At 44.7% G+C, this 26,513-nt stretch carries 20 protein-coding genes, 1 tRNA gene and 1 riboswitch; of the genes, 2 read left to right on the forward strand and 19 right to left on the reverse strand.

Going from position 1 to position 26,513, the window contains the following annotated elements; all coding sequences use genetic code 11:
* Window positions 1-37: 37 nt before the first annotated feature.
* From FY534_RS09670 to FY534_RS09720, 11 genes are all read right to left on the reverse strand, one after another.
* Complete coding sequence (locus FY534_RS09670; protein ID WP_072873389.1) at window positions 38-1,159, reverse strand: HAD family hydrolase; 1,122 nt, start codon at window positions 1,157-1,159, stop codon at window positions 38-40.
* A 13-nt stretch (window positions 1,160-1,172) separates the two neighbouring features.
* The gene (serC, locus tag FY534_RS09675; RefSeq protein ID WP_203114435.1) at window positions 1,173-2,258 is read right to left on the reverse strand and encodes a 3-phosphoserine/phosphohydroxythreonine transaminase; all 1,086 of its coding nucleotides are present in this window, start codon (window positions 2,256-2,258) and stop codon (window positions 1,173-1,175) included.
* A 13-nt stretch (window positions 2,259-2,271) separates the two neighbouring features.
* A complete protein-coding gene (gene serA / locus FY534_RS09680) occupies window positions 2,272-3,855 on the reverse strand; it encodes a phosphoglycerate dehydrogenase (protein ID WP_203114436.1) in 1,584 nt (527 codons plus the stop codon).
* Window positions 3,856-3,928: 73 nt separating this feature from the next.
* Window positions 3,929-4,008: riboswitch (ZMP/ZTP riboswitch) on the reverse strand.
* 69 nt (window positions 4,009-4,077) lie between these two features.
* A complete protein-coding gene (gene fdhD / locus FY534_RS09685; protein WP_072873392.1) occupies window positions 4,078-4,911 on the reverse strand; it encodes a formate dehydrogenase accessory sulfurtransferase FdhD in 834 nt (277 codons plus the stop codon).
* 2 nt (window positions 4,912-4,913) lie between these two features.
* On the reverse strand, window positions 4,914-5,606 hold the full coding sequence (locus FY534_RS09690; protein WP_072873393.1) for a helical membrane plugin domain-containing protein: 693 nt from the start codon (window positions 5,604-5,606) through the stop codon (window positions 4,914-4,916).
* A 206-nt stretch (window positions 5,607-5,812) separates the two neighbouring features.
* Window positions 5,813-8,758, reverse strand: coding sequence for a formate dehydrogenase subunit alpha (gene fdhF / locus FY534_RS09695; protein WP_203114437.1), 2,946 nt, complete (start codon window positions 8,756-8,758; stop codon window positions 5,813-5,815).
* 160 nt (window positions 8,759-8,918) lie between these two features.
* The gene (locus FY534_RS09700; RefSeq protein ID WP_238413487.1) at window positions 8,919-10,172 is read right to left on the reverse strand and encodes an aspartate kinase; all 1,254 of its coding nucleotides are present in this window, start codon (window positions 10,170-10,172) and stop codon (window positions 8,919-8,921) included.
* Between the two features lie 80 nt (window positions 10,173-10,252).
* Complete coding sequence (argH, locus tag FY534_RS09705) at window positions 10,253-11,632, reverse strand: argininosuccinate lyase (protein ID WP_203114438.1); 1,380 nt, start codon at window positions 11,630-11,632, stop codon at window positions 10,253-10,255.
* Complete coding sequence (locus FY534_RS09710) at window positions 11,629-12,933, reverse strand: argininosuccinate synthase (protein WP_203114439.1); 1,305 nt, start codon at window positions 12,931-12,933, stop codon at window positions 11,629-11,631. Before FY534_RS09710 ends, argH begins: the two co-directional genes overlap by 4 nt.
* On the reverse strand, window positions 12,930-13,997 hold the full coding sequence (gene argF, locus FY534_RS09715; protein ID WP_072873397.1) for an ornithine carbamoyltransferase: 1,068 nt from the start codon (window positions 13,995-13,997) through the stop codon (window positions 12,930-12,932). The genes FY534_RS09710 and argF overlap by 4 nt, the downstream gene beginning before the upstream one ends.
* A gap of 275 nt (window positions 13,998-14,272) precedes the next feature.
* Complete coding sequence (locus FY534_RS09720; RefSeq protein ID WP_370541528.1) at window positions 14,273-18,805, reverse strand: glutamate synthase-related protein; 4,533 nt, start codon at window positions 18,803-18,805, stop codon at window positions 14,273-14,275.
* Between the two features lie 181 nt (window positions 18,806-18,986).
* On the opposite strand from FY534_RS09720, the gene FY534_RS09725 reads away from it, so the two are divergent.
* Window positions 18,987-19,484 carry an N-acetyltransferase gene (locus tag FY534_RS09725; protein ID WP_072873398.1) on the forward strand — a complete coding sequence of 166 codons (498 nt, stop codon included), beginning with the start codon at window positions 18,987-18,989 and terminating at the stop codon, window positions 19,482-19,484.
* Window positions 19,485-19,585: 101 nt separating this feature from the next.
* On the opposite strand, the gene FY534_RS09730 is transcribed toward FY534_RS09725, so the two are convergent.
* Genes FY534_RS09730 through argC form a run of 3 tightly spaced genes read right to left on the reverse strand, consistent with a single transcriptional unit; the run spans window position 19,586 to window position 22,596 of the window.
* Window positions 19,586-20,707, reverse strand: coding sequence for an aspartate aminotransferase family protein (locus FY534_RS09730; protein WP_238413488.1), 1,122 nt, complete (start codon window positions 20,705-20,707; stop codon window positions 19,586-19,588).
* Between the two features lie 19 nt (window positions 20,708-20,726).
* Complete coding sequence (argB, locus tag FY534_RS09735; protein ID WP_203114441.1) at window positions 20,727-21,521, reverse strand: acetylglutamate kinase; 795 nt, start codon at window positions 21,519-21,521, stop codon at window positions 20,727-20,729.
* 19 nt (window positions 21,522-21,540) lie between these two features.
* Window positions 21,541-22,596, reverse strand: coding sequence for an N-acetyl-gamma-glutamyl-phosphate reductase (gene argC / locus FY534_RS09740; protein ID WP_072873401.1), 1,056 nt, complete (start codon window positions 22,594-22,596; stop codon window positions 21,541-21,543).
* 210 nt (window positions 22,597-22,806) lie between these two features.
* Here argC and FY534_RS09745 point away from each other — a divergent pair, with 210 nt between their 5' ends.
* Window positions 22,807-23,040, forward strand: coding sequence for a hypothetical protein (locus FY534_RS09745; protein WP_129583518.1), 234 nt, complete (start codon window positions 22,807-22,809; stop codon window positions 23,038-23,040).
* 168 nt (window positions 23,041-23,208) lie between these two features.
* Here FY534_RS09745 and FY534_RS09750 read toward each other — a convergent pair.
* The 5 genes from FY534_RS09750 to FY534_RS09770 form a co-directional block, all read right to left on the reverse strand.
* A tRNA-Arg gene (locus FY534_RS09750) sits at window positions 23,209-23,284 on the reverse strand.
* A 125-nt stretch (window positions 23,285-23,409) separates the two neighbouring features.
* The gene (locus FY534_RS09755; RefSeq protein WP_072873403.1) at window positions 23,410-24,117 is read right to left on the reverse strand and encodes a PspA/IM30 family protein; all 708 of its coding nucleotides are present in this window, start codon (window positions 24,115-24,117) and stop codon (window positions 23,410-23,412) included.
* Between the two features lie 65 nt (window positions 24,118-24,182).
* Window positions 24,183-24,989, reverse strand: a complete 807-nt coding sequence (locus FY534_RS09760) for a heavy metal-binding domain-containing protein (protein WP_129583520.1) — start codon at window positions 24,987-24,989, stop codon at window positions 24,183-24,185.
* Window positions 24,990-25,030: 41 nt separating this feature from the next.
* On the reverse strand, window positions 25,031-26,002 hold the full coding sequence (locus FY534_RS09765; RefSeq protein ID WP_238413489.1) for a heavy metal-binding domain-containing protein: 972 nt from the start codon (window positions 26,000-26,002) through the stop codon (window positions 25,031-25,033).
* 102 nt (window positions 26,003-26,104) lie between these two features.
* Window positions 26,105-26,491 (reverse strand): hypothetical protein, encoded by a 387-nt coding sequence (locus FY534_RS09770; RefSeq protein WP_072873406.1) that lies wholly within the window; start codon window positions 26,489-26,491, stop codon window positions 26,105-26,107.
* Window positions 26,492-26,513 lie beyond the last annotated feature (22 nt).

The following is a 26,513-nucleotide window of genomic DNA, read 5'->3' on the forward strand; positions in this document are numbered from 1 at the left end:
AATTCTATCCATCGAAGTTCATACAAGAGCAATGCTGCTACTTTGCGAATAAACTGAATAACTCAAGAACATCTTTAAAAATATAGTTAGCCCCAAGAGCCTCAAATTCAGCACGAGCCGCTTCTCCAGAAGGTCCTGTAAGAACAGCGGCAAAATCACAGCCTATTTTTTGTGCGCATATTGCATCTGCTACTGAATCACCCACAATCAGAACCTGTCGGGCAATATGATCAGATAGCGGCAGTGATGTATGAAGTACTTGTTCAACATCTTCTGTGGCAAGTAAACTTCGCAAATAACTGAAAGGATGGGGTTTTGATAAAGGGGCAAATTCAGGATATTGCCGCTCTGTATGCAAAACATCTGACGCGGTCGAAATTCTCTTTTTATCAAACAAGGAAAGAAGTCCCAGATGACTAAGTGGCACTCTTGTTTCTACATCGGGACGACCTGTAGCTATTCCGAGTGCGATACCAGACGACTGTAAATGAATGAGAAGCGCTCGGAAACGCTCTATATCTACAATGGCCTCCTCATCATGAAGAAAACCTCGTTTCTCATGAGAAAGTGGGCTGTCTGACTGCTGTCCCAAATACCAAGTTTGAAAAACTTGGCAGCCCAGTTCCCATAGTTTTTGGAAAAATATTTTTTCTTCATTCGCAGACACTAAACGACGAAGTTTTTCATTGACTTTGTTCATTAAATCAGCTTTATCTGAAGCCGATTCTGCTAGACATACAAATTTTTGAAAATCAGGAAGATTACGATGACCCTCCCGACTTTGCAAAACATGACCCACCCGGCATAAATATTCTGCCATATCCTCTGACGGTTGATATTTAGAGATTGTCACAGTTGCTGTCTCATCCAACAAACGACCTAATGCAAAAGCAAATAGTAAATATACCATATCCCAATTGGCATTAATGCCCTTGCTTTTCATAGCGAATAGAGCACGATCGTCCGCAAAAACGTACTGCCGAGCATTTCGAATGTAGGTTTCTGTAGGATTATCCTGAATGGAATCCAACGGCTGTGCTGAAAGCCCCAGATAACAAGAGCGGTTCCAAAGTTCAATGACTGTTAAAGCTGTGGCGTCAAAATATCTTTCTTCACTCAGCATGACACCATCCACATCAAACAATAGGGTACGGTACACCATTTTGCCTCCTTTACTTTTCACTTTGGGCAAAATCCCGCATAAATTCTGCCAATCGAGCTGCAGATTCTTCTGAAACTGCATTGTAAAGTGAGGCACGAATACCGCCAACCGAACGATGCCCAGACAAACCAATAAATGAATAATCGTTGGCTACAGTCAGGAATTGTTTCGTCCTCTCCGGATTGACCAGTCGAAAAGTTACATTCATTCGTGAACGTGCTTCCTGACAAGCATGACCTTCATATACATCTGGAAACTCGTCAATCACTCGATAAAGATAACCAGATTTTCTCAGACTTTTCTCCATCATCGCTGGTACTCCACCTTGTGCTTCCGTCCACTCCAAGACAAGATTTAACAAGTAAACAGCAAAAGTCGGTGGAGTGTTGTAACGAGAGTCATGTTGAAGATGAGTTTGATAAGAGAGCATGGTAGGAACTGTCTCGCTCGCTTGCTCAGCCCAAGACTTTTTGACAATCACTACTGTTAAACCAGAGGGGCCAAGATTCTTTTGAGCACCTGCATATAAAAGAGAAAAAGATTGAACGTCCAGCGGACGAGACAGTATATCGCTGGACACGTCAGCAATGAGAGGACTGTCCAAATGACTAGGAAGAACATGCCATTGCGTTCCATAAATCGTATTATTTGTCGTGATGTGCAAATAGGCATCATTGCTTTCACTGTATATCGCGTTCATTGCAGGAATACTGCGATAGCCATCCTCCTTGCTACTCGCCGCAATACGTGTCTCTCCTAGTTTTTTTGCCTCTGCCAATGCTTTCTCAGACCAACTTCCTGTCAAAACATATGCAGCCGTTTGACCTTTCTGCAAAAAGTTCATGGGAATCATACTAAACTGTAAGCTAGCGCCACCTTGTAAAAAGAGGATTTCATACTCCTCTGGAATATTCATGAGTCGACGTAATCGGTTTTTGGCAGAAAGATGAATTTCATCAAACATTTCACTGCGATGAGACATCTCTAGAACGGAGATACCTTTATTTTGATATGATAATAGTTCGTCTCTCGCTTTTTCGAGGACTGCTGTAGGCAGCGCGCCAGGGCCAGCTCCAAAATTATCCACTCTTTTCATTCTGCATTCCCCCTCAAAGTTGAATAGCACGCGCTACCCGAACACCACTGACAGAACCGATCTGTTGGATCACAGAATCTGGAACAACTTTGTCTACACTAAGAATCATGATAGCTTCTCCACCACTCTCACGTCGGCCAACTTGCATACCGGCAATATTAATGCCAACGTCGCCCAATAGAGTACCCATTTTTCCAATCATACCCGGTTGATCAACATGACGCGTAAACACCATATTGCCTTCTACTGGCGCATCTACTGCGTAACCATCCACTTCGACAATACGAGGCCCAAAACCGTTATATAAAGTTCCCGCGACTTTGATTTGAGCACCCGAAAAATACAGTTGCAGCGAGATGAGGTTTTGGAACACCTTACTCTTCGGTTCACGGACATCACGAACTTGAATGTGCAATTGTTCAGCAACTATTGGAGCGTTGACATAATTTACTTCATCTTGGTAATGGTAAGCCAAAAGACCTTTTAGGAGAGTTCGTGTTAGAAATGACACATCTAATTGAGCAAGTCCACCACTGTACGTTATTTCAATAGATTGAGGCGCTTCAGGAACCAACTGTGTGGCAAAGAGACCAATCTTTTCTGCCAATTCGAGATAAGGTGACAGTTCTCTGTTTTGCTCCGCTGTCAATGAAGGTAAATTGACAGCATTTCGAAAAGGCAACCCTGACAACACACGTCCAACCTCTTCTGCAACATCAATGGCCACATTAACTTGAGCTTCTACTGTCGAGGCTCCAAGATGAGGTGTCAAGACTACGTCCGATCGCGATAACAAAGGATGATGCGCATCCAGAGGCTCTCTTTCAAATACATCGAGGGCGGCTCCGGCTACAATACCTTCTTCTATAGCTCGCAATAACGCTTGTTCATCAATAATTCCGCCTCGTGCACAATTCACAATACGAACTCCTCGCTTCATTCGATAAAAAGCCGCTTCGTTTAACAAATGATGAGTTTCTTTCGTAAGTGGCGTATGAACCGTAATAAAATCCGCCTCTGCAATGGCCTCTTCGAGCGGTTTCGCTTCCACTCCCAACACTTTGGCCCTTTCCTGGGTAAGAAACGGATCGTATCCTATGACTCGCATTTGAAAAGCAAGGGCTCGTTTGGCAACTTCTGAACCAATACGTCCCATGCCAAGAACAGCAAGCGTTTTTCCAGCCAATTCAACGCCAATAAATTTTTTTCTGTCCCAGCGGCCGCTGCGAATAGAAGCATCAGCTTGGGGAATATGGCGAGAAAGGGAAATCAACATGGCAAAAGTATGTTCGGCAGCTGAAATGGTATTGCCATCAGGGGCATTCAACACAACGATTCCTCGACGAGTAGCGGCTGTGACGTCAATATTATCGACTCCAACACCAGCTCTTCCAATCACTTTTAATTGAACTGCAGCTTGCAGGACTTTTTCTGTAATTTTAGATTGAGAACGTAACAGCAAGGCGTCTACATCTGCAATTTCTTCAAGCAATTCATCTGGAGTCAATTCCGGACGGACTATGACTTCTATATTAGGGAAAGACTGCAATTTTTCTACTCCAAGCTCAGAAATGCCGTCTGTAACGAGAACTTTCATGGGTCCACTCTCCACTCTCTTTAGGTTATCTGCTGAAGGGTAAAGCAAAGGCCACCTGAACAGACTCTTGAACAAGAGGCGCCCAGGCGGCCGGCATACATCCTTTCGCACTCCCTTGTGGTAATCCCACTTCCGCCAGTTATGCGAAGGTTACAATATACTTTTCGATTGCCTATCTGTATTGATATTTAATTCAGAATATAGACAAGAAATGGCGCAGCGTCAAGACATCTGCACCCTCCAATCATGTGTATAGACATTAAATGATGAATTTCTGACAAATCCTATGACGGTAATATTCAAATCACGCGCTAAATCTAATGCCAATTGGGTTGGCGCACTGTGAGATATGACAACGCCAACACCCATTTTTGATACTTTCAATAATACTTCTGATGAAATACGTCCACTGAATGCCATTCTGGCACCAATTGTAGACAATCCACAACGTAAAAGATATCCAAAGACTTTATCAAGAGCGTTGTGACGACCAATATCTGAACGCGCGATGAAACACTGACCTGGAATTTCTAGAAAGGCCATATGCACACCGCCCGTTTGCTTAAACAAAAAAGATTCCTCGTCCATTTTAGCCATGACATTCAAAATATCGCCCGCACTTAAACGTGTTGAATCTTCAATTTTATGAGCCGTCTGGGCATCATTAAAAAAATAAAATGATTGTCTGCTTTTCCCACAACAGGAAGTAATGTAGCGTTTCCGATAAACTTCTGGACGCATCTGAAATTTCTCTTTCAAATGTACCCAAGCCATCCCACGATAGAGGCTCACTTCCAGATTATCCACATCTGAAGCTTGACGTATCACACCCTCTGACGCCAGAAAGCCTATAACAAAATCCTCCAGGCAATCTGGCGTACAGACGACAGTAGCAAATTCCTGACGGTCCACTTCAATCGTTAGAACAAATTCGTTAGCTACCGAATCTTCAATAACCGTCCACTGTCCTTCATGATAACGTTGAATAACTGTTTTGGCTTGCAAAGGAGCACGGCGTTGCCTTCCCTCGCCTCGTTGTGCTACTTTATCCAGCATGGTTATTGACCATCCGTTTTCCGCAAAGCCTGCCCCATTCCCTTCAAAAAGGCAAATCCACTTTGTAGCGCTGCACTTACATCTGGATCTTTCATCATACGAAGCAATTCGAAAATACCCATAGGCCGTCCATTGGGTTCAGATTCAGCCATTTTTGAAAGCCCAGCAGTGACTCCTTTGAGTGTACGTCCCAGAGCTTCTCCATCAAGATTGGAAACTTCAGAAGCAAGCGAGATGATGGACTGTAAAGATTTTGACTGCGCTGTTTGGGCAGCAAAATCCACCAGAACTTTAGCAATGTTTTGTCCTTGTTCCAGTAAACCAACCAAAAAATCAAGCAATCCTTTATCCGAAAGCTCTTGAAGTAATTTCAGTAATGATTTCATGGCTGCTGTAAGACTGTCTCCATCCAGTTCTGAAAAGCCTTCAACAGCCGACATAACTTTTTGAATTCCTTTCATATACTGCTCACGAGTCACCAATTCAACCAGAATTCGAACCACATCATTACCTTGTTTAATCAGTGCTACGAGAAAATCGAGCAGCCCTTTCTCATGCAGCTCTTGTAACAATTCTGCTCCGCTTTTTAGACCATCAGCATTTTCAGCCAGTACCTGTTGCAACTCTTGCAACATTTTTTCCTTTTGTTCAGACTCATTATCTTGCCGGACAATTGCGGTTGTAGCTTGTGCCATATGTGAGCACCCCTCCACTAAAAATCAACCGACGGCAAGCTCAAAAAGCCTGCCGCAGTTCAGCCGTATCTAGTGTACATGAAAAACTACCCGAATACATCCTTAACTCAACACGGATTTTTACTTAGTCTTAGCTAATTACCAAAAATATATAGAGTAAAAGACCTTAAAGAACGAGCGGGGTTTATTCAACCCCGCAGCCCCCTTCATTTACCCACTTTAAGTAAGTCATGATAATCTTTACGCTGCCATTTTTGTTCCACATTGACACCTGGTTGAGGATTTGGATGTCCCAAACGGAAATTGCCACGTTTAATAGGAGAATCGCCATCTTTTTCGATGATTTCCATACGTACACTGGTTTCCTTGTAAGCTGGAGTATGGGTAATCGTATCGTGATAGCTGCTGGTAAGGTAATTGACCGCTTCTTCGGCTTTTGGTGTATTCATAGGGAGATACAATTCTTTACCTTTTACCCTATCTGTTACTACTGCTCGTACTTTGACTTTTCCATAAGGAGAAATCAGTCGAACCAAAGTTCCCGTCTGAATACCTCGTTCTGCCGCTAATTCTGGAGAAATTTCCACAAAAGTAGTAGGTACCTTTTCTTCAATTCCCGGCACACGATAAGTCATATTACCCTCATGGAAATGCTCCAACAAGCGCCCATTGTTTAAATGGAGATCGAACTCTTCATTTTCTACCATAGGCCGCTGCCATTCCACCGGATAAAGCTGTGCTTTGCCGCCTGGTTTTTGAAAACCATCCAAGTAAAGGACTGGTGAATCCGTGCCATCTTCTGCAACGGGCCATTGCAAGCTCTTGAACCCTTCTAACCTTTCGTAGTTGGCACCTTTCATCAAATCGGTCAAAGCTACAGCTTCCTCAAAAATCTCCTGTGGATGCGTGTAGTTCCAGTTAGCACCTAAACGGTTAGCCAATTCTTGAATAATGATCCAATCTGGTTTTGACTCTCCAAGAGGTTCTAATGCTTGATAGAGGCGCTGAATTCGACGTTCTGTGTTGGTGAAAGTTCCTTCTTTTTCTAAACTAGGACTGGCTGGAAATATAACATCTGCATACTGACAGGTTTTGCTAAAAAATATATCCTGAACAATAAAGAGTTCCAGCTTTTCAAACGCTTCGTGTACATAATTGGCATTGGAATCCACCAGTGCCATATCTTCACCAAATAGATACATAGCTTTGAGTTGCCCATCATGAATCGCTTCAACCATCTGATGGTTATCTAACCCTTTGCTGCGTGGAAGTTTAACACCCCAGGCTTTTTCATACTTCTGCAACACTGCTTCGCTGTTGGACGGCTCATAACCAGGCATAAACGCAGGAGCGCAGCCAAAGTCTCCTGCACCTTGTACGTTATTATGTCCGCGCAACGGATAAGCACCTGTTCCAGGACGGCCCGCATTCCCGGTCACAAGCAATAAGTTACAGATTGCAGTTGAAGTGTCACTACCACCCAGATGTTGTGTGACTCCCATTGCCCAAGCAATACAGACGCTTTTTGCGTCACGAATCATCTCAGCCGTGCGAATTAATTCTTCTTTACTCAGCCCTGTCTGTTCAACAGCAAATTCCAGGGTATAGGCTTCCAAAGAACGCTTGTACTCTTCCAGTCCGGTAACTTTTTCGGCTAAAAATGCTGCGTCAGCATAATTGTGATCGAGCAAATATTTAGTGACCGCCTGCAACCAAACAAAATCCGTGCCCGGGCGAGGGTGCAAGAAAAGGTCTGCCCGATTGGCCATATCATTCTTTCGCAAATCAGCAACAATTAGCTTTTGTCCATATTTCTTCTTAGCACGACGCAAACGCGTAGAGAGTACAGGATGAGATTCTGCAGGATTGGCACCAACTATAATCACCAGATCCGCACTAGCTAAATCTTTGATCGTTCCGGTATCCCCGCCAAGCCCCATGGTTCTACGAAGTCCTTCGGTAGCAGGTGCTTGACAGTAACGGGAACAATTGTCAATATTATTCGTTCCCATAACAGCACGAGCAAACTTCTGCATTAGATAATTTTCTTCATTCGTGCACTTTGAAGAAGATATATAGCCAATGCTGTCAGGACCATGTGCCTCTTTGATTTCACGGAGACGTTTTGCAGCAAACTCTAACGCTTCTTCCCATGTAGCTTCCCGGAATTCATTGCCGTGGCGAATCAGCGGTTTGGTAAGACGCTCTTTAGAGTTGACAAAATCCCAGCCAAATTTACCTTTGACACAAGTGGAAATTTGGTTGGCTGGCGCTTCCATTTGCGGTTCTACTTTCAATACTTTGCGGCCTTTGGTCCAAATTTCAAAAGAACAACCAACTCCACAGTAAGTACAGACCGTCTTTGTTTTCTTAATGCGTTCCTCACGAAGAGTCGCTTCGATTTCGGAAATAGCAAAAATTGCCGAATAGCCCGGCTCAACTGCCTTCGTGAGATCAATCATGCGGCCTAGCGTATCATCGTCAATACCTGTTAAATAACCCGCTTCACCTAACATGTTTTTTTCCATGAGTGCGTTACAGGGGCAAACGGTCACACAATGCCCACAACTCACACAAGAAGATTCGTTAATAGGTACATCATTATCCCATATCACACGTGGATTTTCTCGTGACCAGTCAATGGAAAGCACTTCACTGACCTGCAGGTTCTGACACGCTTCCACACAACGGCCGCAAAGAATACATTGATTTGGATCGTAGCGATAAAACGGATTCGACATATCTTTTTCGTATGGTTTTGGCTCAAAAGGAATGCCTTGATGATCAATACCCATTTCCATCGTGGTATTGTGGACAACACAATTTTTATTGTTGTTGTCGCAAACAGTGCAATATAATTCATGATTGTGCAAAATACGATCCATTGCTTCTTTACGCGCAAACCTGGCAGCAACCGCTTTGGTTCTGACGTTCATGCCTTCAGTTGCCAAGGTCGAGCAAGCGCGCACCAGTTGCCCGTCCACTTCAACGATACACGTATCGCATGTTTGGATAGGACCAAGCGCTTCATGGTAACAAATGTGGGGCAATTCTAAACCTGATGAAAGAATGGCGTGAAGCAGGGGCTCACCAGCATCTACTGAAACTTGTTGACCATCAATAGATAAAGTGATTGCCGTTTTCTCGGTCATGCGAACACCTCCATGCAGCAATTTCCTATTGGCTAAATCATCTACAGACTCTTACAAAAAGAACTTCACTATTTTATTGTAATGCCTTCATAGAGGAGATTCCAACATGATTCGCCAAAATTTTCATCACTCATAAAATCGGATCGCAAAAAAGAGCGTTTTATGCAAACTCCACATGAGTATTTACGGTTGGAGATTCCTCTAAAAATTGACGATGCAGGGCAGTAACTGCAGTGTCCACTTGTTGACCACGAATCATACAGGAAATTTTCATCTCAGAAGTAGATACCATACTAACGGGTATCCCGGATTCTGCCAAACAAGAAAACATTTCTGCCGCAACGCCTGGATGAGTAATCATTCCCGCGCCTACGATGGAAACTTTACCGAGCCCTGTTTCCATTTGAATATCCGAAAATTGCAGTTCCGACTGTAAACTTTTTAAAGCATCCAGAGAACGCAAAGCATCAGACTCAGATACTGTAAATGAAACGTCTACAGTTTCTTCTTGAACTACACTTTGAACGATCACGTCAACATTGACACCAATGTCTGCAAGCTTGCCAAAAACAACAGCTAGTCCATGTTTTTGCAAGGGCACACCAATCAGAGCAAGACGCGCCACTTCTCGTTCAAAAGCGATCCCCGTCACAGACTTTTGTCTTTCTACCATCTCCACGGTCTCCACAACCATCGTCCCTTCTTCATGTTGAAACGTTGAACGCACAGTTAGAGGTACGCCAAACGCCTTGGCCGTTTCTACAGCACGCGGATGCAAAACCTGAGCACCAAGGCCAGCTAACTCCAGCATTTCATCATAAGATACCTGACTTAATTTTTGAGCTTGCGGCACTACGCGAGGATCTGTGGTAAAAACTCCCGTCACATCTGTATAAATATCACAACGTTTAGCTTTCAGAGCTGCTGCTAAAGCCACCGCTGTTGTGTCTGAACCTCCTCTGCCCAGCGTGGTGATGTTGCCATCCACTACCCCTTGAAATCCACAAACTACTGGAACCTTGCCTGCATCCAGCAACATTTGCAAACGGTCAGTGCGAATTCGCAACATACGCGCAGATCCATAAATGTGATTCGTCTCGATTCCAACTTGCCATCCTGTCAAAGAACAAGCTGGCTGACCCAGTTCAATAAGCGCCATAGCCAAGAGAGCGGCGGATACTTGCTCACCAGTGGCAAGAAGCGCGTCCATTTCTCTGCCATGCGGTCGAGAAGAAATTGTCTTGGCCAATTCTATCAATTCATCCGTGCTGTGTCCCATAGCTGAGACAACCACAACAACGCGATTCCCTTTGTCTATCTCTTCCATAACTCGACGTGCGACATGGCGGATACGCTCTGGATTACCGACAGATGTACCGCCAAACTTCTGGACAATACATGGGGCCGTCTGCAACTTCTCTCACACCCATCTCTGTTTTTTATTCAATATACAGCATTCTAAAATTTTATACAGCAACGTGAAGAGTGTTTCCCTTATAAGAACGATTGAAGCGTCGCTTTAGCTTCTAATAACTGCTGTTTGACGGCAACAGTAGCTGTTCCACCGTAGGAAGTTCTTGCTTCTACCACGCGCCGTATGTCCAACCACTCAAAAACGCGATCATCCAATTCAGGACAATCTTTCTGATATTCTTCAAGTGGCAATGTAGCTAATGTCAATCCCTGTTCTAAAGCACGCTGCACCCATTTTCCAACCAATGCATGAGCTTGGCGGAAGGGAATTCCCATGCGCACCAGTTCGTCGGCAACATCGGTAGCGGCAGAAAAATCTCTGGACAGTGCTTTTTGAAGTCGATCTCGACGCACTGAAAGTGTTGAAATTATTCCTGTAAAAAGTTGCAAAGCAGGAATTAATGTATCTATCGTATCAAATATACCTTCCTTGTCTTCCTGTAAGTCCTTGTTATAGGCCAGTGGCAGTCCTTTGAGCACGGTGAGTAATCCTATCAAATGGCCATAAACCCGCCCAGTTTTACCACGCACTAATTCTGGAACGTCTGGATTCTTTTTCTGGGGCATCATACTCGAACCTGTGCAATAGCGATCGGCCAATTCAATATAACCAAATTCCTCACTGGTCCAAAGAATCATTTCTTCAGCAAGACGAGATAAATGCATCATACAAATGCTTGCATGAGAAAGAAATTCCAAAAGATAATCGCGATCGGACACAGCATCCATAGAATTAGGATAAACCGTTGAAAAACCAAGAATCTCTGCTACTTGCTGGCGATTGACAGGGAACGTAGTACCAGCCAGGGCTCCTGCACCAAGCGGTAAACAATCCGTACGTTTCAGAGCATCGCGAAAACGATGCGCATCGCGTTGAAACATCCAGAAATACGCTAACAAGTGATGAGCGAAAAGAACTGGCTGAGCTCTCTGCAAATGCGTATAACCGGGAAAAATCACATCGAGGTACTCTTCTGCTGTAGTTACAAGCGCCTGCATAAGTAGGTGAAGTTCATTAAGAATGGTTTGAAACACCTCACGCATGTACAGATGCATATCAAGAGCTACTTGATCATTGCGACTGCGCGCTGTATGCAGTTTTCCAGCTAAAGGACCTATTTTTTCCGTCAATCTTCGTTCAATATTCATATGAATGTCTTCATCTTCAATTCGATAAGGAAAATTGTCTGTTTTGATTTCTTCGACAATCTCCTGCAACCCGGATTGAATGGTTTCTGCTTCTGAGTTTGTCAGAACACCAACACTGGCCAGCATCTGAACATGGGCGAGGCTGCCCGTCACATCAGCGACGGCCAGCCTCTTATCGAATGAAATACTAGCTGTGTAAGTTTCTACTAAATGATGGGTTGCTTCTGTGAATCTGCCTCCCCAAAGTTTCATAACTGTACCGTCTCCCCCTCGACTTCACCTGTTAAAGTTGGTGAAGCACTCTCATCTGAAGCGACTTGTATATGTTCGATAATGTCATCCGCACTAACACCTGGAACTTGACTGCCTTGAATGCTGGCTTGAACTTTCGTGGGCATGCCCCACAATTGAATAAATCCTACCGCATCCTGATGATGGAACATATCTCCTTCTGAATAGGTGGCCAATTGATGCGAATAGAGTGAATAGGGTGATTTTCTGCCAGTTACTTGCAAGTGACCTTTGTATAACACAACTCGCACTTCACCAGTCACGTAACGTTGAGTTTCTGTCACAAAAGCATCAAGAGCTGATTTCAGCGGAGAAAACCAAAGTCCATTGTAAATTAATTTGTGATATTGGAGTTCTACCTGAGCTTTATATTCGGCCACTTCACGAGGCAGCGTTAAAGCTTCCAATTCTTTGTGAGCTTGAATTAATGTCACAGCTGCTGGCGCTTCATAAACCTCACGCGACTTGATCCCTACAAGTCGATTTTCCACACAGTCAATACGTCCCACACCAGCTTGCCCTGCTATTTGATTGAGCTTTGAAATCAGTGTAGCTAAAGGCATCTCTTCACCATTTAAGGAAACAGGACAACCAGCGACGAAACCAATGGTCAATTCCACAGGATATTCTGGGGCATTTACGGGATGTATGGTCCAAGCAAAAGCATCTTCAGGCGCTTCTGCCCAAGGATCTTCCAGCACGCCACACTCAATAGCCCGTCCCCACAGGTTAGCATCAATCGAGAATGGATTTTCTTTGGTAATCGGCAATGGAATATTTCGTTCAGCAGCAAACTGAATTTCTTCGTCACGCGTAAATCCCCATTCACGAACAGGCGCGATAACTTTTAGTTGCGGATTGAGTGCTTGAATAGAAACTTCAAAACGCACCTGGTCATTCCCTTTTCCCGTGCAACCATGAGCCACAGCAACAGCTCCTTCTTTAGCAGCCACATCCACTAGAAGTTGAGAAATCAGTGGTCGCGAAAGAGCTGAAGCTAAAGGATATTTACCTTCGTAGAGTGCGCCTGCTTTGAGCGCTGGCAAAATGAACTGCTCGGCAAACAATTTGACACCATCGATGCGATACGATTTGATCGCCCCGACTTGTAAAGCTTTTTGCTGCACAGCTTCTAAATTTTCTCCTTCACCTACGTCGACGCACATGGCAACCACATCGTAGCCATATTTCTCTTTCAACCAGGCAATAGCAACCGATGTATCTAATCCCCCGGAGTAGGCTAATACTACTTTTTCACTCATTTCAATTCCTCCCCAAATGAACCTGCATCAGCCATCAAAGCGGCCAAAACTGCTTTTTGAGCGTGAAGACGATTTTCTGCCTGATCAAACACTTTAGAATGCGGACCATCTATAATTTCTGCGCTTACCTCTTCACCACGATGTGCAGGTAGACAATGTAAAAACAGATAATTGGGATTCGCTTTGGATACGAGATTAGCATTGACCTGATAAGGGGCAAATACCTGCAAACGCTCTTCGTATTCCTCTTCATCCCCCATGCTGGTCCAGACATCTGTGTAAATCACATCTGCTCCTGTGACAGCTCGTTCAGCATCGGTAGTTACTAAAACTTGGGATCTTTGCATAACAGCATGCATCTTGGCTTCGTCAACCACCGATTGTAGAGGGCTATAACCAGGAGGCGTTGCCACTCTAATATGAATACCAAGCTTCGGCGCTATTTGCAGCCACGAATGAGCCAAATTATTACCATCACCTACATAAGCGACCGTTAGTCCAGCAAGTGATCCAAAATGCTCTTCTAGCGTCAAAACATCTGCAAGTAACTGACAGGGATGATGTTCATCCGTCAATCCGTTAATGACGGGCACCGTAGCGTAAGAAGCTAATTCCTGTAAAGAAGCATGGGCAAATGTGCGTACCATGATGCCATCCACATAACGTGAAAGTACACGGGCTGTGTCTGGCAAAGGTTCCCCACGGGATAGTTGTGTCTGTTCACTCGAGAGGAAGAGCGCTGACCCTCCAAGTTGTGACATACCGACCTCAAATGAAACTCGCGTGCGAGTCGACGCTTTGTCAAATATCATGGCTAGTGTTTTTCCTTGCAGAAGATGGTGAGTAAAACCACTCTTTTGAGCTTCTTTCAACACATGAGCCAACTGTAGCAAACGTTTTAATTCCTCACTGGTTATATCGGAAAAATCGAGCAGATGGCGGCCTCGTAAACTGCGGTGCGCTTCAAACAACGCGGTTTGTAAACGCACAGACAGATACCCCTTACCAAGCGCCACTACTGAAGATTGGATAGATTCTACAGGCTGCCATTTTCTGATGCTCATGATTAGCACTCCTCCTCACCATGCTGATCAAACAATTTTGCATGGGGAATCACTCTTGAAGCGATCCATCGTCACTGAATTATTATACACCAATATGTATATTTATCAAGATAAAATTCATACCGATGAATAGCCGTTTTTTTTTTTACATTTCCTTTGATTCGTTCTCTTATATGCATTTCGTCAATTTCTCTATCAAAATAAAAAAAAGAGCCTCTCTTTAGTAAAAGAGTTTGGCTCGAAACAATAACTGCCCATCATCTTTTGTTCATTTCTTATTCGGTCGCAATATCTTGATCGGTAATATCTTGGCCCGGTTTGACCATCATAAAATGATCACTTGGCTGATTCGCCAATTTTTGAATCTTGGCCGCCTCTTCCCATTGGCCACTCAAGCGCAATACCTTCATATATTGTCCCAGCAATTCGCGCACATCATGATTTCCATCCGCATCCAAGTAACGTAAAGAGACTTTTGCGCCTTTTGCCAAACGCATGCGCAATGTTTGCTCCGTCAATCCCCAACTTGGGTTCCAGCGCAAATAAACCGTTCCGCCTGTCATACCTGCGCAAATCCAAGAACCGGGATCGCCAAGAACCAGAGCACGTCCGTTGGTCATATATTCAAAAGCAAAACCTTTAATATTGGCGTTAGCTGCCAGAAACGCACCGTTATCCACCGGTCCCTCAGGTTCACCAGCAATAATCACGTCTGCACCTGACAAGCGAATACCTGCGCGAGCGTCTGCGTTACCTTGAATGATAAACAAACCACTTTGTGCCCCGTAGGCCAAACTCTTACCTACGCTGCCACCCAGCCAACGTCCGTTTTTAGCACGCTGTTTGAGAATCAGGACACGCCCGCCAAAAGCGCCTTTACCTACACCGTCTTGTGCTCCACCCCACGCTGTATGCACCATTCCCGCTGTACTGTATGCGGCAAATCCACTACCGGCTACTTCATGCCACTCCACATGTTCATTGGCAACTATCCGTGAACGTACCGCCTGACCACTTTGCTCTGTACCGAGCGCTCTAACAAGACGCGGAACTCGAACGTTATCAGACGATGGTGCCGTTATTTCCGTCCCGTTATAACTTGAATGCGCTGTTACACTATCCGTTCCCGTTGCCTCGACCGCTAATAGATTCTCTTCAGCAAGCGATACCGATTCACGATAGATGATCTGACTGCCTACTCCTCTGGTTTTTTCATCCACTTTCAACCAATCTGCAAGATGAACCGTTTGCTGATGGGAAATTTGTTTCAATAAATCACGTCGTCCCACTAAATCCTGTGTCCGAGTGGCACCAAGCGCAGCAGTTAATTCTGCAACATGCTCACCGATAGCCCCAAAGAAACGAACCAGTTGATCTACAGCTTGCTCAAAATCACGAGGTTGAAATGCGGTTAGACCCTTTTCTCGAGCTTCCTCCATATCCTGCATTTGAGTGGCAATCCCCACGTGACAAGTATCTTTATGGCACGCACGGCAAGAAGTACAACCAATAGCTACCATTGCCATAGTACCAAAGCCAACTCGATTAGCTCCAAGCAAAACGGCTTTCATAACATCGGCACCAGATTTGATGCCTCCATCCGCCCAGATTTCGGCTACTTCACGCAATCCTGCCGCTACAAGCGCATCATGTGCTGCCTTGATTCCAATTTCCATTGGCAATCCAACGTGACGAATAGCATGGGCACGAGCAGCACCAGTTCCACCATCAAATCCGGAAAGCGTTACAATATCTGCTCCAGCTTTTACAATACCCACAGCTATCGTACCAATATTAGGAACAACAGGAACTTTTACACCCACTTTTGCATGTGGATTCACTTGCTTTAATTCAAAAATCACCTGCGCCAAGTCTTCAATAGAATAAATATCATGGTTATTTGAGGGTGAGATAAGATCCGTCCCCATAGTTGCATTACGAGCTTTCGCCACCTGTTCCGTCACTTTGGAACCAGGCAAATGTCCACCTTCGCCGGGTTTTGCACCTTGACCTATTTTAATTTCCAGCATATAGGCATCATTACAAAGTTCAGCATTGACACCAAAACGGCCAGAGGCGATTTGACGACCGCGATGATGGGGATAGCGGTGCAGTAAATCTTTAATTTCACCACCTTCACCATTGACACAAACAATGTTTAGGCGCTTTGCCGCTTCAATATAAGCCCTGTACGCCACTTCACTTTGCGAACCAAAGGACATAGAAGAAATCAAAATTGGATAGTCATGAATGTCGATCGCGGTATCTACATCCTTTTTATCTATCTTTGTCTCTGTAGTCCGAAAATCCATCACATGACGCAAGGAAAGTGGATTTTCTTTCTCAAACGCATCCAATTTGCTGAAAAATTGCTGATAGCTGGTTTGCCCTTCAGCCACTTGGCCCGCGCTTTTCCATATACGTGGATAAAGTTGAAAATTCTTTTGGCGGGGCAATAGTTTCTCCGATGCTACTTGATAAAGTTGCCTGCGCTTCTGGGAATCTTCTTCAAGCACATCAAAGGTCAATCCTATGCTTTTACCACCACAAAAATTAGGTACCCCAAGCCATTGAGCTATTTCTTCCGAAAGTCCGATTCCACCAAACAAACGCTCATAGCCCCTCAATTCATGAATGCCTAGAGTTGAGAGAACTTTTTCTAAGCCTTTGCATAGTGCCTTATAGAGATTTTCCAAAGCGGGTAATGAACCTTTGCGAGCTGCATATTCCCACATCATATATGGAACAACCGCATCTGCACCAAGTCCAAGAGCACAAACAACATCATGCAAATTGCGAAGCGCTCCGCTACGCAGAAGAATGCTCGTATGCCGACGCAACATTTCTCCATCATCGGCATGATTCTCCCATAGAACACGCTGAACTGCAGATAAGGCAAGCAGCGGATCGACAAACTCGCCCCGTCGAAATTGCAACCGATCGTCCAACACAAGACAAACGGCTCCCTGTTCCACTGCCCGCTTCGCATCTTGCCTCAAGCGCTGCAAAAAGTTTTCTAGAGACTCATCCGACTGGCGTACCAGCATCAACTCCGCTGTAGCTTCAGGGCGAGTATGCAAAGAATCGAGCGCATCTTCATAAAGCATGGTTCCTAATCGATGGGCCAGAGATTGCAGAGAGGCACTATCGAGATCAACATCATATGGCTGTTCTTCAAGCAAAAGAGGTGCCTGTATTTCTATACGCATTGCATGATCTTCGCGTTCCGTAAAACTTGGCCGACGTCCCAATACCGCTCTTGTGCTAAAATGCTCAATTTCACGTTCCCGATCGATAGCTGGATTAGTCACAACAGCTACCGATTCTTGCAAATAATCACTGACCAGTTTCAATCCATCGGCAAAAGGAGCCAATGGGCTATCATAACCCAGTGAACGAATAGGTTCAGCACCTGTATGGATATGGGCTTCCAGCAATTTCAAATCTTCTTCACGAAAACCTAAGGCAGCTGCACGAACAGCAAACGCCTGAGTATCGCGTTGTGGATGAGAAGCATGGTGTTCACGAACAAATAATCCAGAAAAACGCAGTGTTTTAGCCGACGTATGAAAGTCAAAACGCAAACTGGCTCGAGAGTATACGGTTTCCTGTACTTCTTTATAAGTTAGAAGCTTGCGTTCTTTGAGCAGAAAAGCAATTTTCTCTCCAGGAGAAAGCGGTTTGGGAGAAGAAACCCACTCTTGCGCAGGTACCAAACCTTGTTCCGACCCCAAAGTCCAAGCGTCTTCTGTTTCCATTAACCACATAGGACGCAAACCGAGCGCGTCCACTGAGGCAACCAATTCATCTCCATAGCGCGAAATAACTCCAGCCGGTCCTTGAGCAAACGGGCCCCACAGGGCACGATAAAACATGTAGAGATTGATCAGCGTTTTAGGCATACGCTTAATTTCAAATAGAATGGGAGGGAAGATAAGCTCCATACTTTCCATTAAACTCCAGTTGCGCATAGCCATTAACCCATGCATAAACCTATCCACCATTTGGGAATCACTGGCATCTGCCGACAGAGAAAATCCCGCCATCTTTGCTTCGGAATAGAAACGGCTAATGGTGTTAATTTCCCCATTATGCCCTAAGGTTGCAAAAGGTTGAACACGAGCAAAGGCAGTTGCAGTATTCGTGGAATAACGAGTATGCGCAAGCACTACACTGCTCTCTATAGAATGATCTTGCAAATCTTTATGATAACGATAAAGAGTTTGTTCGTCACCGACTACTTTATAGACCACTGTATCCGTATCGAGTGAAACCACATGTATTTGTCGATCTTCCTCTAACTGTAGAGCGAGCGTAAACAATTTTTCTCGCAACGAATGCTCTTCTGAATAACCTGCTATTTGCAAAAAGATTGGATTCTCACGACTTGCCGACTCACCTAAAGCCGTTTCATCCACCTCTTGATGACTCTCAAGCAAAATGTTGATGCCAGCTTCCTTGAAAGCTAGGTGAATTTTTTCCAACGCTTTCGAGCGTTGTGCACGTTGCAAATAGAAATGACCTACAAAAAAACCGTTTTCCCACACTGCTTCAGCATTCTGACCAGCCAACGCCAATTTTTTCTGCCAAAGCGCACGCGGGATGTCCAATTGCAAGCCACATCCATCACCTTCTTGGCGCACATAGCCGGCACGATGACGCATAGCTGCTAATGCTCGGATACCAGCAAGCACTGTTTCTCGCCTTTGTTTGCCATCTTTCTCAATCCTGGCAAAGAGACCACATGCATCGTGTTCACGGTCAATATTCTGGGTCAGTTGACCCATCCATTCTTTATTCTTCTCCACTTCTTCTCACCTTTTCTCTAAATATTTCAATAAATAGTGATAGACCACATTGGACGATCCCGCTGTTTACTGTATTACTGTAGACGCCTGACACGGTTGGATATGAAATAATATACGATATATTGCATATAAATACTACAACATGTTATAACTATTCTCAACACTGAAAGGAGGCCATTGCATGGAAATCCGCCAAGCAACGGTTCACGACGTCCCGCAAATGCAACATCTCATTCAGACATTTGCCAACGAGGGTTTAATGTTGCCGAGATCTGAAAAGTCTTTGTACGAAAACCTTCATGCTTTTACAGTTGTATCTGAAGGCAACCGTATTCTCGGTGTGGCTGGATTGCACATTCTTTGGAAAGATTTGGCTGAAATTCGTTCCTTGGCGGTTGATGCTGCCTCTCACGGTAGAGGCATTGGCCGAATGATTGTGGAACATCTCGCTGCGGAGGCTGAACAGTTAGGAATCCCGCAAGTCTTGTCACTAACTTATCAGACGACATTTTTCAAGAAATTGAATTTTCAGATTGTAGAAAAAGAAACATTGCCTCGCAAGGTATGGAAAGATTGCATTTATTGTAAAAAATTCCACAACTGCGACGAGATAGCCATGGTTTATTATACAGCATGTTATGAACAATTTAAAGAAACAAAATTGGCTGAAAACGCTTAATAAAAGAAAAAAGTGCCGTAAAATGGCGCTTTTTCTCTTATCAAGCGATTGAAAGCGATTACCTAAGGAAGAAACAACGCGTCTATACGACGCAAAATTATTCATAAGATAGTATAGATTCTTTTTGCAAACTCATCTACATCTTCCTCTTCTAAGATTAAAGGAGGAACCACGCGAATACGGTTTTCTCCAACAGCTGTCATCAATACACCAGCTACTTCTTGTGCATTTTTGACAAAATTCCGGGCATCTTCTGAGATGGTAAACCCCCACATTAATCCTTGACCGCTCACCTGCGTAAAATGTTCTTCTAAAAATTGTCTCACTTTATCTCCTACTCGCCTAACTTGCTCTAAAAGATTTCCTTTTTCTATTTCTTCGAGGACTGTTTTTGCCGCTGACATAGCTAATGGATTTCCACCAAATGTCGTTCCGTGCGATCCAGCTGTAAAAGTTTTGGCCACTTCTTGCTTGGCAAGAACAGCGCCAACCGGTACGCCACCACCCAACCCTTTAGCCAGAGTTACAATATCAGGATCTAGACCTGCACTTCTAAAAGCAAACCAGTCACCGGTTCTACCTATCCCTGTCTGCACCTCATCGACAATCAGGAGTGCATGGACAGCCTTGAGACGCTTTTGGAGTTCCTGCAGAAATTCATGAGGTACGGGTTGAACACCACCTTCACCTTGAATGACCTCGACTATACAAGCGGCTGTATCACTGTTTACAGAGGACAGGACTTCTTCAAATGAAGTAGGAGTATGACAATCCGGCAAAAGCGGTCCAAAGCCCTCCTGATACGCTGGCTTTGGCGTTACGGACAGAGCACCATAAGTACGGCCATGAAACGCCCCTGGCAAAGAAAGCAATATCGTTTTTTCAGCATGTTGAGTGGACGCATAACGCCGCGCTAATTTTAATGCTGCTTCATTTGCCTCTGCTCCAGAATTGCAGAAAAACGCAGCATCCAAACCTGAAAATTCAATCAGTTTTTTAGCCACTTCTTCTTGCTGAGGAATTTGATATAAATTTGAACAGTGCAGTAATGTGGCTGCTTGATGGGAAATAGCTTCCACCAGACGCGGATGAGCATGCCCCAGACTTGTAACTGCAATGCCAGCAGTCATATCCAAGTAGTCCCTGCCCTGTTCGTCGTACAACCAAACTCCCTGTCCTCGCACTATCGTAAGTTCGCGCGAGCCATAATTTTGAAACAACATGAGCGACACTTCCTCTCTACTATTCATTTAAATATCGGGTTATGCGAGTGCCCAATGCTCCAGACACCGGCTCTTCAGGATGGTTGGCAAAAGCCCATTCAATAGCAGCTTCATTTTCCCCATCAACTACATAAACCGCATTTACCTTATACCTGAGCGCATTCAATACAGCCTCCACTTTGGGCCGCATACCACCTTCAAACATCCCCTGCTGATATAACCTTTCTAATTTTTTGTCTGTGATGGAATCTATCCGATCTCCATATGGAAAATTTAGATAGATCCCAGACACATTTGTGCAAAAAACAAGTTTTTCAACTTGCAGCGAACCAGCCAAAGCTGCTGCTGCTGCATCTGCATTGATATTCATGCGTTGCCCTCGGGAGTTGTGACCAATCGGCGCGACTACTGGGATTTCATGACGCACAAAGGCTGCTTCAAGTGGTCCAGCGTAGGCTTCCACCCAATCCGCAGTGTGATCGCCCTCATAAGATTCGGCGAGGAAAAGTCCCGATTTTGCTCCATGCACAGGAACTGCCGCAATGCCGTTGGCACGTAATAAAGAAACCCATTCACTGTTAACTGAAAATCCGAGCACAGCGTCCACAATGACCATGGCTTGACTATGGGTACGACGCAATCCATTATGGAAAGGCAATTTCATACCAGCCGCTTCTAAAGCTGCATTGATACGGGGACCACCACCATGAACAATCACAAATGAACGAGATTGATTTTGTAAATTCTGTAAAGGACGAATTAATGGTGCGGCCTGTTCGCCCAGCGAACCGCCAACTTTAATGAGTACACTCAAGCTATCATCCCCTTGCCCATCAAGGCGCACTTCCTATCAGTGAAAGCCCTGTCTCCATGGGCCAACCCAACATTAAATTCATATTTTGTACCGCCTGTCCTGCAGCGCCCTTTTGTAAGTTATCTATCACAGCAAATATTTGCAGCATTTGGGTGCGATTATCAACATGCAGCGCAATATGACAAGTGTTAGCTCCTAAAACACTTTGAATTTGCGGCCATTCGCCACATGGCAGTATGCTAACAAAAGGTGTATCATGATATGCATTTTGATAAATTTCATATAAATCCGTAAAACTGATCGTTGAACAAAGCGGTATATAAGCAGATACAAGGATTCCTCGTGGAATAGGCAGCAACTGTGTAGTCAATTGAATTTGCAGGTCAGCTTGTTTGGATTCTTCCTGGAGTTTTTGTTCAATTTCAGGTGTATGTTGATGGCACCCCACACGGTAAGGATAAAAATTATTGGACAATTCACTGAGCAATAAATGAGGCTGCGGACTTTTGCCTGCTCCGGTTGATCCTGATTTTGCATCGACAACCCATACGCTCTGACTTTCCACAAGTTTTGTTTGACAAAGCGGCAAAAGAGAGAGCAGCGCCGCTGTAGCGTAGCAACCAGGATTAGAAATCAATGATTGATTAGCAATTTGCTCAGCTTGCCAGTCAGATAATCCATACACTGCGTGTGTGTCTTTTTGCGTGAGAGGTGAAGCTAGTCCATACCAACTTTCATACACCTCTTTGGGCAAGCGAAGATCGCCTGAGAGATCAATCACTTTTTTGCCAGCATGATGAATTTGCAAAGCCAAACGGCCAGATATGCCAGATGGTAGGGCAAGAAAAACGAGATCGCACAAATCCAGGCAGCGTTCTAAATCAAATGGTTCCAAAGCAGGCAGTTCTCCAAACTGGCGAAAAGCGCTGATTTTATGACCATACGTCTCTGACTGTTCTAGCTTTTGAGCTGCTAAGTACGTTATTTTCAGCAAAGGGTGGCGACTGAGAATACGTATTAACTCCACTCCGGCATAACCCGTTGCTCCAACAACGCCAATACGCGGTTGGTTCATAACCCATACCACCTCCTCATTGCGTATCTCTTCATAAAGAGCTGTACATATCCAGCCTCTTTGATAAATTTTTATTCATTATAACGTATATTTATTATTATCACCAGTAAATGATCCATAAATCTTTTTTCGAATCTCCGCTTTTGCCTGTGCCCGGCGGCGTTTGTCCCAGCATCTTCTGAACTATCTCACGAAGGAGGAATGACAGACATGGGAGCATTTGGAGTTTACACACGTTGGGCAGTTGTATTTCTTATCATCTTCGTACTCTTCTTCTTACTTTGTCCGACCGTTGAGGTTATCAAAACAGGTAAACACGTCACAATAGCGCATTACGACTCTTTGACCATGACACCTGTTTACACCCATATGCCACATATGAGCATGGGTGGCATGCATGGCATGCATGGTATTTACGGGTCTTCACCTTCCTCACTTAGCTAACACAGCTCATACAAGTTTTCATCCTATGTAAGAAGAGTTGATAAAGCGCTTTTCCCGCTTTATCAACTCTTGCATTCATTTTGTAATGTGAATATTCGGGAATTTTACGCAAAAGAAAAACTGTCCCTTTTGGCATTTCTGCTATTTGAGGACAGTTCCTAATTTTTATGGCGCGTCCGGAGGGATTCGAACCCCCGACCTCTGGCTCCGGAGGCCAGCGCTCTATCCACTAAGCTACGGACGCATTGTTTTTGCTGTATGCCCGAACATTATACTTTAGGCGTTACCAAGACGCAAGCACGAGCCCATTCGTTGGGTCAGAAATGCAAAGGGCCCGTGCTGCACAAATAGGATTTTCAACTTGCCAATTTATGATTTCTTTTCGGCCATTTCTGCTTTGAGGCGCTCCAATTCATCAGAAACAGATGCGTCTTTGCGAATTTTATCCAATTCTTTCTGCACAGCATCTCGGTTATCTAATGGATCGTCCAAAATCCCTTCATCTGCAAGGGACTGCATCGCTTCTGCGCGAGCCACCATACGTTCCGTTTTATCGTTGGCACGACGCAAGGTATCCCCCACGTTGCCTAATTCTTTACTGATGCCTGACAATGATTCACCCATACGAACTTCAGCCTGTGCGGCGGTATAAGTTGCTTTGGTAACTTCTTTCTCAGTTTTGAAATTTGAGATACGTTCTTGAAACTTTTGTTCAGCTTCCTTAAGACGATTGACTTGAGTTTCGATTTTAGTTAGGGAATCTTGGAGAGTTGCTAATTTGGCCATAGCAGACTGTTTGAGCTCAAGTGCTTTTTTGGCCAAATCCTCGCGTCCCACCTTAAGCGCCGCCCGCGCTTCTTCCTCTCTGTCGGCAATTTCTTTTTCTGTGGAACGAATTTGATTTTCGAGCGCTTTTTGCTCTGTGACTACATCTGCCAGATGACGTTTAACTTGTTGCAAGCCAGAAACCATTTTTTCATAAGAGAGATCGAGAGTAGCATTGGGATCTTCTAATTTATCCAATAGCTTATTGACTTGAGATTCCACAATTTCTGATGCTCTTTTAAATAATCCCATTTTTATTCCCTCCAACCATTTGTGATAAATTTACAATCTATTTCAAAGAAAAATTTAACTTATGGTCAATCGTTGAGAGAAAGTATCAACTGTGGTTTGCTGATATTGTGATCAGCCCGGATAGGCGTAACAGCCGTTCCTACAGCGAAAAATTCAATCACATGTGAACCCCATCCGTGTGATCGCTCTTCTAAGCGGACACCCACAATCCCTTCTGCTTTTTCTTCGTGAGCTTCAGTCTGCATTCGCTCCATGGCCAATTCACGAGCATCATAGAGTGCTTGCGTAAAGTTGGTCAGTTCAACATTCTGACCTACATTTTTTAAAGATTGAAACATACCTTGGTGGGCCACATGATAGACGCAACTGCCCATCACGAGCGAAAGCGGCCTGTAACCTGCTTGAAGCAAGGTCCAAAAATCCTGCCCAGACAAATCTGAAGTAAAGGGTTTCCCCGAATGAGACTTGTACGAATGACCGCCTTCTCTAGCTGCAACTGCCGTGCCAATCGCCAAAAACTCTGCCATATCGGCTCCCCACTCATAGCGCGTCACTTCCAGACGAACGCCTACTACGCCATCCGCTCCTAGCTCCGCTGCCTCTTCCTCCATTCGAGACATGGCAAGTTCACGAGCGTGATACATGGCTTGTGTCAAAACATCCATTTCCATACTTTGACGCCACATAGCCTGCTGATAACCAATATGATATATGGACGATCCGACAACTAAACCAATGGGCTCAAATCCAGCATCTCGTACGAGCAAAAATTCGTTGACTGACAAATCCGACGTGAATACGCCGCCAGGGTGACCCTGACTTCGCAATCCTCGCAAACGTTCAAGCGCGTGCTCGGGTAAATCATTGTTCACAGGCAAACAGATCAACTCCTTATATCCCTTTACAGAGCTTATCAAGTATTGAGCGATACTACCGACTGAGGTCGTTCATCCAGATGGGTCTTGCGATGAGAAATCGCTGTGCCCATTGCGAAAAATTCCACCACATGATTGAGACGGATATCGCCCTCCCCATACTCTACCTCTACTTCCTCTACCCGCAATCCAGTTTCATGAGCCAACACACCATTTCCGCCACTTTCTGCTGCGTGTCGGCGCATCTCCTGTACAGCCCGATGTCGGGCTTGATAAACCGCATCAGTATAACTATACATTTCCTGATTGCTATAACTTCCAGATTGCCAAACATCATTCCATTGGCTGACCTGATAATAGATTCCGACCCCAAGGGCTAAGCCAACCGGAATACTCCCTGCATGAACAAGTCGAACAAAATCTTGTGCACTGACCGTACAAAGAAGAGGCTCATCCACACTTGGCAAATCGAGAGTTATTGCCGTTCCCATAGCTGTCATTTCCAAACTGCTATCCACCGTGCCTGGAACCAGCTTGACTTTGACCCCAACCACTGCGTGCGCTCCAAGCAACGCCGCCTCTGCTCTCAATCTTTGCAAAGCAAGCCAACGCGCTTCATACATCCCTTGTTCTAATTCATTCAAAAAACAACTTCCGGAATATAAATTCACATACATCCCGTTAAAACCTGTATTCCATCCGCCTGCGTAACGATTCTGTCGACCTAAAACCATTTTCCATTCTGCCTGATGATACACTGTTGCTCCCATGACCTGACCTAAGGGTCGCAAACCATAGCGGGCTAACAGCGCCCATTCAGCAACCGATAAATTACTCGTCCAGGGGAGTTCATGCTGAACTTGCTTCCTCGCTCGCGCTTCGACATATTCAGGCAACTGCCCACGTTCAAAGGCTGCTATCGCGCGTTCCGAACGATAGAGAGCCGCATTTTCTTTTGCCAATCGTTCACTTTTGGACAAACCGCCTTGGTTTTTCCTGGAAAACCACACGCTTGGCATTCCCCCTTTATCATTTCGTTAGCAACGGATGAGGTGAAGGGTCAAATACGTTGTTGACCATGAAATGTCAAAACGACCCTTGGAAAAGGATCGTCAAGACATTAAAAATTGATAGAGTTTTTGTTGCACATCTTCGTGTTCAGCCGCCATCCGAGACAGTTCTACAGAAAGAGCGTCAAGCCATTCTCCAAATGACATCTCCTCTGTTTTTAAGCGGATACCGCGAACTACCTTTGCACGTTCTGCCAACAAACCGTGTGTTTTCGTCATGGTCAACTGAAAATGGTACATCTCAAACAGCACTCGTATTTGAGTCACACGCGGATGGCGGACAAAAAGACCATGTTCCCGAATTACCTCTGTTTGCTGAGGTAAGGCGGAACAAAGCCGCTCTGCCAACCCTTCCAAGAGCGCCTGCTCGTCAGCCGCATTTCGACGCCATTCTGCTGCCGACAAATCAAATTGTAAACTGTCTCCCATGACGGTTCCTCCTCAAACCTCT

The sequence above is a fragment of the Alicyclobacillus sp. TC genome, from assembly GCF_016804365.1.
GTDB lineage: Bacteria > Bacillota > Bacilli > Alicyclobacillales > Alicyclobacillaceae > Alicyclobacillus_I > Alicyclobacillus_I tolerans.